This is a genomic window from Bradyrhizobium sp. STM 3557 (assembly GCF_045571465.1).
Taxonomy (GTDB): domain Bacteria; phylum Pseudomonadota; class Alphaproteobacteria; order Rhizobiales; family Xanthobacteraceae; genus Bradyrhizobium.
In genome coordinates this window covers 7,314,042-7,327,406 of sequence record NZ_CP120697.1, presented here as the reverse complement: position 1 = coordinate 7,327,406, position 13,365 = coordinate 7,314,042, and the positions used below count along the sequence as shown (strand labels likewise).

Here is a 13,365-nt window from a genome sequence, read left to right as displayed (position 1 = left end):
CGCGCGTTTACGGTCGGTTAAGCTTTCGCCTTTATAACCGGCGCTGTCCTCGTTTGGACACCGAGTGGCTCCTGTCCACTCTGTTTGACGCCTCCCTGTTATCAACTTTAAAAGCCGCCCTTCATGGGCGGCTCTTTTTTTGTGCCCCCGTGGACATCCGGTGTAGCGCGAAGCGTGTGCGCGGTACAAATGACACGCACCCCATCTCTCAGAAACCATAAAAGGTCTTGCTGCTGGACTCCTGAAGGCTCCCGCGCAATGATTTGTTCATCATACCGGCGACGTTTAAGCCGGATCCGTAACAGTCGCGTAAGAGGCGTTAACCATGTCGGACCGTTTGCTGGGCGATGGCGCACTTGTCCAGTTCAATGAGCGTCTCACCAATTCCGCCGCCTTCGGCACGCTGTTTCGAGAGGGCATGGACTTGGTCGAGGAGACCGCCGCCTATCTTGACGGTGTCGGCCGGACCGAGGCCAAGGCGCTCGATCGCGCCGTCGGCCTGACCTACGCGACCGAGAGCATGCGCCTGACCACCCGCCTGATGCAGCTCGCCTCCTGGCTGCTGCTGCACCGCGCGGTCAAGGAGGGCGAGATGACCCTGAGTCAGGCCAACCGCGAGAAGACCAAGGTCAAGCTGTCGGCCGCCGATCCCGGCCCGGCCGATCTGATCGAGAAGCTGCCGCAGCAGCTCCAGGACCTGATCACCCGCTCGATGAGTCTGCAAGCGCGGGTGCGCCGCCTCGACAGCACCATGCACGCCTCACCGGATCAGGCCACGATCGGCAACCCGCTGGTGCCGCAACTCAACCGCCTCAAGGCCGCCTTCGAGCAATAAGGCGAGCAGGGCGCCGGCTCGGCCGCTGGCCGAGCCGCCCAGGCTTGGTCCTCCAGTTGGATGCGGCACAACAAAAACGCCCCCGTTTCCGGGGGCGTTTTGCGTGCGGCAAACCTCAGCGCGGAATCGGCCGACCGAAGGGATCAATCCTTCTTGAGGAAGCCCTGGAACTTCTTCTGGAAGCGGGAGACGCGGCCGCCGCGATCCATGATCTGCTGGGTGCCGCCGGTCCAGGCCGGATGCGACTTCGGGTCGATGTCGAGGTTGAGCTTGTCGCCCTCCTTGCCCCAGGTCGAACGGGTCTGGTACTCGGTGCCGTCGGTCATCACGACCGTAATCGTATGATAATTCGGATGAATCTCGCTCTTCATGGCATATCCATATAGGCGCGGGGCGCCTGTTCCTGTCGTCACTGAAGGGGGACAATTGGGGCGCTCTATAACGCAAGGACCGGCCCAAAACAAGCCAACCCCATTGGTATGTTTCCGGAATTGCCAGCTCCTCCGGGCACGCCTATGTGGTCGGTCGGGATTTAGAACCAATCTCAGGTGGCCTTAATGAGTGCAGTCGAGCGGCTTGAAGAGCGACAGGACCAGACCCGGACTGAGGCCAATCCGGTGATCGAAGCCGTCGCCGCCGCCCAGGCGCTGGCCGAGCGGGGTAAGCCGGCGCGCGGTGCAAAGCTGCGGCCCCTGCTGGCGCTGTCGCCCTATGTTGCGCGCTATCGCGGACGCGTCATCCTGGCCCTGATCTCGCTGACGGTCGCGGCGATCACCACCCTGGTTGTCCCCGTCGCGGTGCGGCGGATGATCGATTTCGGCTTCACGCCGAAAGGCGTCGCCCTGATCAACAGCTATTTCAGCGTGATGGTCGCGGTGGTCGCCGTGCTCGCGCTCGCCAGCGCCTCGCGCTATTACCTTGTCATGACCATCGGCGAGCGCATCGTCGCCGATCTCAGGCGCGATGTGTTCGCGCATCTGTTGTCGCTGTCGTCATCCTTCTTCGATTCCGCCCGCAGCGGCGAATTGGTCTCGCGCCTCACCGCCGACACCACGCAGATCAAGTCGGCGGCCGGCGCCTCGGTCTCGATCGCGCTGCGCAATCTACTGCTGTTCTTCGGCGCCACCGCGATGATGGTGATCACGAGTCCCAAACTGTCGGGCTTCGTGCTGCTCGCAATTCCCTTGATCGTGCTGCCGCTGGTGGCGTTCGGGCGCTGGGTGCGGCGGCTGTCGCGCAATGCGCAGGATACGCTGGCGGATGCTTCGGCCTATGCGTCGGAGCTGGTCGGCGCGATGCGCACGGTCCAGGCGTACACCAGCGAGCGGCTCGCCGGCGCGCGGTTCGGCAAGGAGGTCGAGCAGGCCTATGAGGCGGCGCGGGTCTCGACGCAGGCGCGCGCGGTGCTGACGGCGATCATCATCTTCATCATCTTCTCCAGCGTGGTCGCGATCCTCTGGATCGGCTCCAACGACGTGCTCGCCGGCTCGATCAGCGCCGGCCGGCTCGGCCAGTTCGTGCTCTATGCCGCGTTCGCCGCCTCGGGCCTCGGCCAGCTCTCGGAAGTCTGGGGCGAGGTGTCGGCGGCCTCGGGCGCGGCCGAGCGGCTGTTCGAGATCCTCAATGTGCGGCCGGAGATCGCAGCGCCCACGAAGCCGCGCGCGCTGCCAGAGCCGGCGCGCGGCGACATCGACTTCGACCGCGTCAGCTTCGCCTATCCGACCCGGCCGGACGTCTCCGCGATCCGCGACGTGTCATTCGCGGTCAAGGCCGGCGAAAAGGTCGCGATCGTCGGCCCCTCCGGCGCCGGCAAGAGCACGCTGTTTCATCTCTTGCTGCGCTTCTACGATCCGGCGTCGGGCACGATCTCCTTCGATGGCGTGCCGATCAGGACTACCGACCCGCGCAGCGTGCGCGCCAACATCGCGCTGGTGCCGCAGGACTCGGTGGTGTTCGCAACCACTGCGCGGGAGAACATCCGCTTCGGCCGGCCCGAGGCATCCGACGTCGAGGTCGAGCGCGCCGCCGAGCTTGCGCATGCGACCGAGTTCATCCGCCGTCTGCCGGACGGGTTCGAGACTCAGCTCGGCGAGCGCGGAGTGACGCTGTCGGGTGGCCAGCGCCAGCGCATCGCGATCGCGCGCGCGATCCTGCGCGATGCGCCGCTCTTGCTGCTGGATGAGGCGACATCGGCGCTCGATGCCGAGAGCGAGACGCTGGTGCAGACCGCGCTCGAAGGGCTGATGCGCAACCGCACCACGCTGGTGATCGCGCACCGGCTCGCCACCGTGCTGTCGTGCGACCGCATCCTGGTGATGGACCAGGGCCGCATCGTCGAGCAGGGCACGCACGCTTCACTGGTCGCGGCGAACGGCCTCTATGCGCGGCTGGCCCGGCTGCAATTCGAAGGCGTGTAGGTGCCGCGCCGCAACAGCGTGGACGTTCGGCAACACCAGAGCCTTTTCCGTTCCGACTGAAACGGAACGGGGCTCTAGCTCTTCGTTTTGACGCGTTTTCTTGACGCGAACCGGTGTCCACTTCGCTTGAAAACGCTCGAGCGCTGGGCCCTGCGAATTCTCATCACGACCCCTGCAACCTTTAGCGGGATTCGTACGTTCCCTGCGCGAAACCAGCAGCGCGGCCTTGCAGGCTGCGGCGCCCAGCCAGGATGAACGACCATGCCCTATCGTCGCGGAAGTTTTGCCCTTACGCCCCCCTCAATGGTGATCTTCGTGATCGCGCTGGTGCTCGCGCTATTCGCGATGCTGGCGCACTACACGCATGCATCGGTGCCGCTGCTGGCCTCCTCGCATTCCTTCGACGCACTCGCCATCGCCTTCGTCGTGCTGACCATCGGCGTCTTGTTCCGCGGCGTGTAGTTCGGCGCGGGCGTGTATCAGCAGCGTTTCAACAAGCTCGCTGTCGCCCCTGCGAACGCAGGGGCCCATAGCCACAGGCCGCGGTTGTTGCGCGGTGCTCGCAACGCCTTTCTTCTCAATCATTCCTGCTGCGGAGTATGGGTCCCGGATCGCCCTCGCTGCGCTCGGTTGTCCGGGACGACAGCGGTGGATGTCCCGACAGCATGCAACGTCGGTTTGAGCGCTTATGGCACCCACGCCATCTTCAGCACCGGTCGGCCGGAGGTCGGATTGACGTCCTCGCCGGCATGCTTGAAGCCGTTGCGCAGATAGAAGCGGATGGCGCGGTCATTATCCTTGTTGACGAGCAGCGTGATGCCATCGGGCGCGCGCTGCTTTGCTGCGTCGACCAGCGCGGTTGCGAGCTGCGAGCCCCAGTGCTTGCTGCCGACCACGAGCTGATCGAGATACCCCGCGGCGTCGATGGTGACGAAGCCTGCGAGCGCGCCGTCCTGCTCGGCAACGATGATAGTGGCGTTCGGCACCAGCTCGCCACGCCAGCGCGTCCGCCACCAATCGACGCGCGCCGCGAAATCGATCGACGGATAGGCCTCTTGCCAGGTGCGCTGCCATAGCGCGATCGCGGCGTCCTCGTCCGCGATGCGATAGGGCCGTAGGGCAAAGGGCGTCGTCACCGCTCCGTCAGCTTCAGCTCGATACGGCGGTTGCGCCGGTAGGCGTCTTCGCTGGTGGCGGTGTCGAGCGGCTGGAATTCGGCGAAGCCGGCCGCGACCAGGCGCTGCGGCGGTACGCCGAGCGAGATCAGATACTGCACCACCGAGATCGCGCGCGCCGAGGACAGTTCCCAGTTCGACTTGAACACCGGGCTGCTGATCGGTCGCACGTCGGTATGGCCGTCGACGCGCAGCACCCAAGCGATCTCGGCCGGGATCTGCTTGTCGAGATCGATCAGCGCCTGCGCCACCGTGTTCAGCTCATTCTGCCCTTCAGGCAGCAGCGTCGCCTGTCCGGTGTCGAAAAACACCTCCGACTGGAACACGAAGCGGTCGCCGACGACGCGAATGTCGGGACGGTTGCCGAGAATGGCACGCAGGCGGCCGAAAAATTCAGAGCGGTAGCGCGATAACTCCTGCACCCGCTGTGCCAGCGCGACGTTGAGCCGCGAGCCGAGATCGGCGATCCGGCTCTGCGATTCCTTGTCACGCTTCTCCGAGGCATCGAGCGCATCCTCCAGTGCCGCGAGCTGGCGGCGCAGCGCGCTGATCTGCTGGTTCAACACCTCGATCTGCGCCAGCGCCCGGCTGGTGACTCCTTTCTCGGATTCCAGCGCCTTGTTGAGCTCATTGGCTCGGCCTTGGGCATCGCTGCCGGCATTGGCAAGCCCCTCATAGAGGCCCTTGACGCGGTCGCGCTCGGATTCGGCCGAAGCGAGCCCGGCGCGGAGCTGGCCGATCTGGTCGTCGAGCGAGAGCTTGCCGAGCTTCTCCAAGGACAGCATCTCGTTGAGCTGCGCGATCTTGGCGTTGAGCTGCTCCAGCGCCTTGTCCTTGCCGGTCACCTCCTGCGACAGGAAGAACTGGACGACCAGGAACACCGTGAGCAGGAATATGACCGAGAGCACCAGCGTCGACAGTGCGTCGACGAAACCCGGCCAATAGTTCATGCCGGATTCACTGCGGCGGGCACGGGCAAGGGCCATTAGTAGTCTCCGCTATTTCGACTTGTTCCGCACACCTCTCCCCCGCGGGGAGAGGTCGGCGCGAAGCGCCGGGTGAGGGGGTGCTGAACTCTCGATGGACTGTACCCCTCACCCCAGCCCTCTCCCAAAGGGAGAGGGAGCCCACCGGTGCCCGCGTCGCGAGCTTACACTTCAACTCTTCTCCGTCTGCCGTGCCAGCCGTTCGAGCAGCCGCTTGATCTCGCGGTTCTGCTCGCCCTGGCCGTCGGCCCATTCGCGGATCATCTGCTGCTCGGTGCGCATATGCCCCACCAGGCCCTGGATCGCCTCGGCGAGGTTGGCCATCGCCGCGGTGGCGCCGCGGCTTGAGCCTTCCTCGACTGCGCTGCGCAGCCGCTCGATCGCGACCGCAAGGTCGCCGCCGCCGCCCGTACCGACGCCATCGCTGCCATATTCGCGCACCGTAGTGGCGAGCCAGTCCTCCAGATCGGTATAGAAGCGGTTCTGCGCCTGGCTCGACTGCAGATCGAGGAAGCCGAGAATTAGCGAGCCGGCAAGGCCGAACAGCGAGGACGAGAACGAGATGCCCATGCCGCCGAGCGGGGCGGCCAAGCCCCCCTTCAGCGTATCGAACAACGCGCCGGCATCACCGCCGACCTTGAGCCCGTCGATCACCTTGCCGACCGAGCCTACGGTCTCGATGAGGCCCCAGAAGGTGCCGAGCAGGCCGAGGAAGACCAGGAGCCCGGTCATATAGCGCGAAATGTCGCGCGCCTCGTCGAGGCGCGTGGCGATAGAGTCCAGCAGGTGCCGCATGGTCTGCTGCGAGATCGTCATTCGCCCGGTGCGCTCGCGGCCGAGCATCGCAGCCATCGGAGCAAGCAGCGTCGGGTGCCGGGCGACCGCCAGGCCAGGATCGGCAATGCGGAAATTATTGACCCAGGAGATCTCGGGATAGAGTCGGATCACCTGCCGGAAGGACAGGATGGTGCCGATCAGCAGCACCGCGCCGATCAGCGCGTTCAGGCCCGGATTGGCGAAAAAGGCTACGACGATCTGCTTGTAGAGGACGACTCCGACCAGTCCGCACAGCACCAGGAACACCAGCATCCGGATCAGGAAGATCCGGGGCGAGGACAGCTTGCTCAATTCCACGTCCATCGCAGCGCGGTGGGAGGGAGGCTGGGGCATCGGGGATGACATCCGTTACGGGGAACCGTCTTAAGCCTCACTATGGCACAGCGGTGGCGGGAAAAAAGCCGCAAGCCGCTTAATTTCGGCGGGCATCCGGGAACCGTGAGGCGAAACCAGTCTTGGCTGTAGGGTGTAGCTCGTGCAAGCGCCCTTGCTTATTGGAATGCCAGAGGATTGGTATGACGTCCACCTGTCCTTGCACTTCGTCCTCGGCTGCTCTGACGATTGTTGCAGCCGTGCGGCACCGCCCGTGCTGCGCAGCAACGTCTTCTTGCCGTCATGTTGAGGGAGCCCCGCCATGAGCTTCCTCTCGACCATGATCGGTGCCGCGGAGCGCATCCCACTGCCTGATGTCGTGATCCGTGCCGTGATCCACGAGCTCTGCGCGCGGACTGCGGCCCGGCTTGCCATCGCCGGTGCCGCGAACGACGCGGCCTTTGCGCGAGCGCTGGCGTCGCGACCGATCGCCGAGCCTGTCGACGCCCGCAGCCGTCAGACCGAGCTGCCGGCGACGTTCTTCGCAGAGGTGCTCGGACCGAACCGAAAATATTCCTGCTGCTTCTATAAGGAGCCGGCCTCCACCTTGCAGGAGGCGGAGGAGGAAGCGCTGCGGCAGACGGTCACTAACGCCGATCTGCAGGACGGCCAGTCGATCCTCGAGCTTGGCTGCGGCTGGGGCTCGCTGTGCCTGTGGATCGCGCGGCAATTTCCGCATGCGCGCGTGACGGCCGTCACCAACTCGCATTTGCAGCGCCGCTTTATCGAGGACGAGGCGACCGCGCGCGGCCTGACCAATCTGTCCGTCGTCACCTCGGACATGGACCTGTTCGCACCCGCGACCCGCTTCGACCGCATCGTCTCGGTCCAGACGCTCGAGCACGTCTTGAATTGGCGGGCCCTGCTGACGCTGGTGCGCGCGTGGCTCGCGCCCGAGGGACGGTTCTTCGCGCAGGTCTTCGCGCACCGTACCGGTGCATATCTGCTCGATCGCTCCGACCGCGCCGACTGGATCGCGCAGCATTTCTTCGACGGCCGCGTGATGCCGAGCCACGGCCTAATCCGCCGATACGGCGACCTGCTCGCCATCGAGAAGGAGTGGCGCTGGAGCGGTACGCATTATCAGCGCACTGCGCTGGACTGGCTCGCGAACTTCGATGCCCACCGCGAGCGCATCGAGGCGATCCTGTTGCCGATCCATGGTGGCGAGACGCATCTATGGATGCGACGCTGGCGCTGGTTCTTCCTCGCCATCGCGGGCCTGTCCGGCTTCGACGGCGGCAATGAATGGGGTGTCAGTCAGTATCGAATGGCGGCGGTGTAGTTGCGTCGTTCGCGCGCGGCAAATGCCGCGGACCTGCGCGCTCATGTCGCAGGAACTTTTTGCGGAATTCGCGCAGCCATGCGCAGCCGGTGAGCTTGTACTGGATCTCGTGCTGCTCACATTCCGGTGAGTCTGGAAAAGAGAAATAATCTCAGTGACGTAGACTTGTGTGACATCAAGCCGCCGCGGCTTCGCGTTGCGTCGCAGCAGGGCCTTTTTATCTTGGCCGCATTCGCGGATCGTCATCCGTCGTCCACGCCAACACTGAACGCTAACACTGGGGCCTACTTTTCCATGTCTCGTTTTCGCGCGCCGTCGGTCAGCATTGCTTTGATGCTTGCGGGCCTCGCGCCGCTGCTCGCCGGCTGCGATGATGCCGCCACCGCAACCACTGCCACCGATTCCATTGTCGTTCCCGAGGTCGGAATCGTCACGGTCGAGCAGCAGCCTCGCGCTATCGTTCGCGAACTGCCGGGCCGTATCGCGCCGACCCGCGTCTCCGACGTGCGGCCGCGCGTCTCCGGCATCGTGGTGAAGCGGCTGTTCCGTCAGGGCAGCGAGGTGAAGGCTGGCGATCCGCTCTATCAGATCGATCCCAGGCCCTTCGAGGTCGAGGTGCTGTCAGCCAAGGCCGCGCTCGCCAAGGCCGAAGCCGTGCATGAGCGCGCGGTCCAGCAGGCGCGCCGCATCAGCATGCTGTTCAAGGAGCGCGCGACGCCGGAGGTCGAGAACGAGAAGGCAATCGCAGCCGAGCGCGAGGCGGCCGCCGACGTCGAGGCGCGCAAGGCGGAACTCGCCCGCGCCAATCTCAACCTCGACTACGCCACGGTGCGTGCGCCGATCGACGGCATCGTCGGCGCCGCGCAGGTGACGGAGGGCGCGCTAATCGTGCAGAACGACACCTCGCTCGTGACCATCCAGCAGCTCGATCCGGTCTATGCCGACTTCACCCAGTCGGTGACCGAGCTCGCGCGGCTGCGCCGCGCGTTCGAATCCGGCGACCTTGAGCGCATTGCGCCCGATGCGATCAAGGTGCATCTGGTGCTCGATGACGGCACGCTCTATCGGGCGGCCGGCAAGCTGTTGTTCTCGGAGGCCAAGGTCGACGCCAACACGGGCCAGGTCACGCTGCGCGGCGAGTTCGCCAATCCCAAGCGCGAATTGCTGCCCGGCATGTATGTGCGCGTCCGCCTCGAGCAGGGCATCGACAGCGATTCGGTCGCGGTGCCGCCGCAGGCGGTGCAGCGCAACGTCGCCGGCGGCAGCGAGGTCTACGTCATTCGCGAGGACAATCGCGCGGTGGCGCAGCCGATCCGCACCGGGCCCGTGCAGGATGGGCTCACGCTCATCACGGAGGGCCTGAAGGCCGGCGACAAGGTCGTGGTCGATGGCTTCCAGAAATTCGCTGCCGGTGACAAGGTCGCGCCGCAGGCCTGGAAGGCGATCAGCTCGGCCGAGAACATCTCGTCGCAATCGGCGACACGGTGATCGTCATGCCGAGCTTCTTCATCGACCGCCCGATCTTCGCCTGGGTCGTCGCGCTGTTCATCTGTCTGATCGGCGCGATCTCGATTCCGCTGTTGCCGATCGCGCAATATCCGATCATCGCGCCGCCCTCGATCTCAATCTCCACCAGCTATCCCGGCGCCTCGCCGGAGAACCTCTATAACAGCGTCACGCGGCTGATCGAGGAGGAGCTCAACGGCGCCTCAGGCATTCTCAATTTCGAATCCACCAGCGACTCGCTGGGCCAGGTCGAGATCACCGCCAACTTCGTGCCGGGCACGTCGACCAGCGACGCCTCGGTCGAGGTGCAGAACCGCCTCAAGCGTGTCGAGGCGCGGCTGCCGCGCGCCGTGATCCAGCAAGGCATCCTGGTCGAGGAAGCCTCCAGCGCGGTGCTGCAGATCATCACCCTGCGCTCGACCGACGGCAGCCTCGACGAGGTCGGCCTCGGCGACTTCATGATCCGCAACATCCTGGGCGAAATCCGGCGCATCCCCGGCGTCGGCCGCGCCACGCTGTATTCGACCGAGCGCTCGCTGCGGGTCTGGCTCGATCCGGACAAGCTGATGGGCTACGGCTTGACGACCGATGATGCGACGAAAGCGATCGCCGCGCAGAACGCGCAGGTCGCCTCGGGGAGCGTCGGCGCCGAGCCCTCGGCCTCGGGGCAGCGCACCTCAGCGCTGGTCCTGGTGAAAGGCCAGCTCGATTCGCCGGACGAGTTCGGCGCGATCATCCTGCGCGCCAATGCCGACGGCTCGACCGTGCGGCTGCGTGACGTCGCGCGGATCGAGATCGGCGGATTGAGCTATCAGTTCAATACCCGCCTCAATGGCAAGCCCACCGCGGGTCTGTCGGTGTTGCTGTCGCCGACCGGCAATGCGCTGGCAACCGCGAGCGCCGTCGAAGCCAAGATGAAGGAGCTGTCGCGCTTCTTCCCGGCCAATATCGCCTATGACATTCCCTACAACATCACCCCGGTGGTCGAAGCCTCGATCGAGAAGGTGATCCACACCCTGATCGAAGCCGTGGTGCTGGTATTCGTCGTGATGTTCCTGTTCCTGCAGAACATCCGCTACACCATCATCCCGACCATCGTGGTGCCGGTGGCGCTGCTCGGCGCCTGCTCGACGCTGATGCTGGCGGGCTATTCGATCAACATGCTCACCATGTTCGGCATGGTGCTCGCGGTCGGCATCCTGGTCGACGACGCCATCGTCGTGGTCGAGAATGTCGAGCGCATCATGGCCGAGGAAGGCCTGCCGCCGAAGGAGGCGACGCGCAAGGCGATGAGCCAGATCACGGGCGCGATCATCGGCATCACCTTGGTGCTGATGGCGGTGTTCGTACCGATGGCGTTCTTCCCCGGCTCGGTCGGCATCATCTACCGGCAGTTCTCGGTCACCATGGTCGCGGCGATCGGCTTCTCGGCGCTGCTGGCGCTGTCGCTGACCCCGGCGCTCTGCGCCACCTTGCTCAAGCCGGTCGCGGCCGGCCACGCCCATGCGAGGCGCGGCCTGTTCGGCCTGTTCAACCGCGCCATCGACGGCAGCCGCAGCCGCTACACTCTGATCGTGCAGGGCGCGCTGAAGCGCACCGGTCGGTTGATGCTGATCTATGCGATCCTGCTCGGCGGCCTGGCCTTCGCTTTCATCCGTCTGCCCGGCGGCTTTCTGCCGGTAGACGACCAGGGCTTCATCACGACAGACGTGCAGACGCCGCCGGAATCGTCCTATCCCCGCACGCAGGCCGCGATCGAGCGGGTCGAGAAGTATCTCGCTGAGCGCGCCGGCATCGACAACGTCACCTTCCTCACCGGCTTTTCCTATGCCGGGCAGGGCATCAACACCGCGCAGGCCTTCATCTCGCTGAAGGACTGGTCGGAGCGCGGCGAGCGGGACAGCGCCGCAGCGCTGGTCGCCGACATCAATCGCGACCTCGCCTCGATCCGCGACGCCAAGATCACCGCGCTGCAGCCACCACCGATCGACAATCTCGGCAACTCCTCGGGCTTCTCTTTCCGCCTGCAGGACCGTGGCCAGAAGGGCCTTGCCGCGCTGTCCGCGGCCGCGGATCAGCTGATCAAGGATGCCAATGCGAGCCCCGTGCTGCAGAAGGTCTATATCGAGGGCCTGCCGCCGGGATCGCAGGTCAACCTCATGATCGACCGCGAGAAGGCTGGCGCCTTCGGCGTCACCTTCGAGGACATCAACAACACGATCTCGACCAATCTCGGCTCGAATTACGTCAACGACTTCCCGAACCGCGGCCGCATGCAGCGCGTCGTGGTGCAGGCCGATCGCATCAGCCGCATGAATGCGGACGACATCCTGAACTACAGCGTCAAGAACAGCGCGGGGAAACTGGTGCCGTTCTCGTCCTTCGCCTCGATCGAATGGGCGAAGGGGCCGAGCCAGATCGCCGGCTTCAACTACTATCCGGCGGTGCGCATCTCCGGCGAAGCCAAACCCGGCTACACCTCAGGCGATGCGATCGCCGAGATGGAGCGGCTGGCCGACAAGCTGCCGCGCGGATTCGGCTATGAATGGGCTGGCCAGTCGCTGCAGGAGAAACTGTCGGGCTCGCAGGCACCGTTCCTGCTGGCGCTGTCAGCCTTCGTCGTGTTCCTGTGTCTCGCCGCGCTTTATGAGAGCTGGACCATTCCGCTCGCGGTGCTGCTCACGGTGCCGCTCGGCATTCTCGGCGCGGTGATCGCCGCGACCATGCGCGACCTGCCGAACGACGTCTATTTCACCGTCGGCCTGATCACGATCATCGGGCTCGCCGCCAAGGACGCCATCCTGATCATCGAGTTTGCCAAGGACCTGCGCGCACACGGCAAGCCGCTGATCGCGGCGACGGTCGAGGCGTGTGCCTTGCGCTTCCGCCCGATCGTGATGACCGGCCTTGCCTTCGTCTGCGGCGTGCTGCCGATGGTGATTGCCAAGGGCGCCGGCGGCGCCAGCCAGCAGGCACTCGGCACCAGCGTGATGGGCGGCATGATCGCCGTCGTCATCCTGGCGCTGCTGATGGTGCCGGTGTTCTTCGTCTCGGTGCAGCGTGTGCTCGCCGGCGACCGGGAAAGCACCGAACCGCAGGGCGAGGTCTACGGCCCGCCGGCGCCGATGAAGTCGTGAGTAGCGTCGTTGGGAGCGAAGCGAAGCAATCCAGAGTCAGAAAGGAAGCTTGGATTGCTTCGTCCGCTTCGCTCCTCGCAATGACAACGTCTTCGTCTGGCCCATTGCAACAGGCTTCACAACCTCTTCCCGTACTGGCGCTCCCGACTTCCGACGTGTATGCTCCGGGATCATCTCGCAGCAATACGAATGCCCATGTTTGCAGACAAGCTCAGTCTCGCATTGATCGCGGCGCTCTCGCTCGGCGGAGTCGCCCACGCCCAGACCGCTCCCATCCAATACTGGACTCCAGGCTGGCCCGTCGGCTTCAGCAACGGTTCCAACGATGCTGCGAGCTTCGAATCCTACGGCAATTTCCCGAGCTTCGTCGCCAGCGGCGACAGCGGCTTCTTCTCACGGCGCTACAGCTATACGAACGACTGGTCGGCCCTTGGCGGCGGCCTCGGCCAGCAGGGCATCAGCCCTTATGCTGCGTCGTTCGGCTCGTTGACGACAGAAGGTTCGCAGTTCGGCTACAAGTTCAAGAGCGGTGTCTCTCTGTACGGTGGCTTTGATACGCTGAGAGCTGATCGCGGCAGCAATGCCTTTGCCGCGTTCGAGTCCAATTCCGCCACGCTGCCGCTCTACAGGGCGCATGGCGGCATCGAGTTTCAACCGGCGCCGAATGTCAGCCTGTCGCTCGGCTTCAGCTACACCGGGCAGCAGTCGGATCGCCTCGACAGCGACATCAGGTCGCCGGCATTGCCCGGCGAGACGCCATCAGCCTTCACCAGCGGGCGGCGCTGAGGCTTGATGCGGATCCTGCCGCGTCATTG

General features: G+C 65.0%; 11 protein-coding genes. 7 read left to right on the top strand and 4 right to left on the bottom strand.

The genetic code is table 11. The annotated features are described in order from the left end of the window. Positions 1-325 precede the first annotated feature (325 nt). A complete protein-coding gene (locus tag P6U24_RS33910; protein WP_407156743.1) occupies positions 326-835 on the top strand; it encodes a DUF1465 family protein in 510 nt (169 codons plus the stop codon). A 143-nt stretch (positions 836-978) separates the two neighbouring features. Here P6U24_RS33910 and rpmE read toward each other — a convergent pair whose 3' ends face one another. Beyond that, positions 979-1,206, bottom strand: coding sequence for a 50S ribosomal protein L31 (gene rpmE, locus P6U24_RS33905; protein WP_407156742.1), 228 nt, complete (start codon positions 1,204-1,206; stop codon positions 979-981). 186 nt (positions 1,207-1,392) lie between these two features. Here rpmE and P6U24_RS33900 point away from each other — a divergent pair, with 186 nt between their 5' ends. Together P6U24_RS33900 and P6U24_RS33895 are read left to right on the top strand one after the other, a co-directional pair. Next, positions 1,393-3,252 carry an ABC transporter transmembrane domain-containing protein gene (locus P6U24_RS33900; protein WP_407156741.1) on the top strand — a complete coding sequence of 620 codons (1,860 nt, stop codon included), beginning with the start codon at positions 1,393-1,395 and terminating at the stop codon, positions 3,250-3,252. Between the two features lie 261 nt (positions 3,253-3,513). After that, a complete protein-coding gene (locus P6U24_RS33895; RefSeq protein WP_407156740.1) occupies positions 3,514-3,714 on the top strand; it encodes a hypothetical protein in 201 nt (66 codons plus the stop codon). Positions 3,715-3,938: 224 nt separating this feature from the next. On the opposite strand, the gene P6U24_RS33890 is transcribed toward P6U24_RS33895, so the two are convergent. The 3 genes from P6U24_RS33890 to P6U24_RS33880 form a co-directional block, all read right to left on the bottom strand. Next, positions 3,939-4,388: a GNAT family N-acetyltransferase gene (locus P6U24_RS33890; RefSeq protein ID WP_407156739.1), complete on the bottom strand. Its 450-nt coding sequence runs from the start codon at positions 4,386-4,388 to the stop codon at positions 3,939-3,941. Then, on the bottom strand, positions 4,385-5,413 hold the full coding sequence (locus P6U24_RS33885) for a peptidoglycan -binding protein (RefSeq protein WP_407156738.1): 1,029 nt from the start codon (positions 5,411-5,413) through the stop codon (positions 4,385-4,387). The genes P6U24_RS33890 and P6U24_RS33885 overlap by 4 nt, the downstream gene beginning before the upstream one ends. A 171-nt stretch (positions 5,414-5,584) precedes the next feature. Further along, complete coding sequence (locus P6U24_RS33880) at positions 5,585-6,583, bottom strand: flagellar motor protein MotA (RefSeq protein WP_407156737.1); 999 nt, start codon at positions 6,581-6,583, stop codon at positions 5,585-5,587. A gap of 301 nt (positions 6,584-6,884) precedes the next feature. On the opposite strand from P6U24_RS33880, the gene P6U24_RS33875 reads away from it, so the two are divergent. From P6U24_RS33875 to P6U24_RS33860, 4 genes are all read left to right on the top strand, one after another. Next, positions 6,885-7,907: an SAM-dependent methyltransferase gene (locus P6U24_RS33875; RefSeq protein ID WP_407156736.1), complete on the top strand. Its 1,023-nt coding sequence runs from the start codon at positions 6,885-6,887 to the stop codon at positions 7,905-7,907. A gap of 294 nt (positions 7,908-8,201) precedes the next feature. Continuing rightward, positions 8,202-9,395 (top strand): efflux RND transporter periplasmic adaptor subunit, encoded by a 1,194-nt coding sequence (locus P6U24_RS33870; protein WP_407156735.1) that lies wholly within the window; start codon positions 8,202-8,204, stop codon positions 9,393-9,395. 5 nt (positions 9,396-9,400) lie between these two features. Further along, entirely contained in the window at positions 9,401-12,550 is a 3,150-nt protein-coding gene (locus P6U24_RS33865) for a multidrug efflux RND transporter permease subunit (protein ID WP_407156734.1), read from the top strand. 189 nt (positions 12,551-12,739) lie between these two features. After that, positions 12,740-13,336: a hypothetical protein gene (locus tag P6U24_RS33860; RefSeq protein ID WP_407156733.1), complete on the top strand. Its 597-nt coding sequence runs from the start codon at positions 12,740-12,742 to the stop codon at positions 13,334-13,336. The last annotated feature ends 29 nt before the right edge of the window (positions 13,337-13,365 follow it).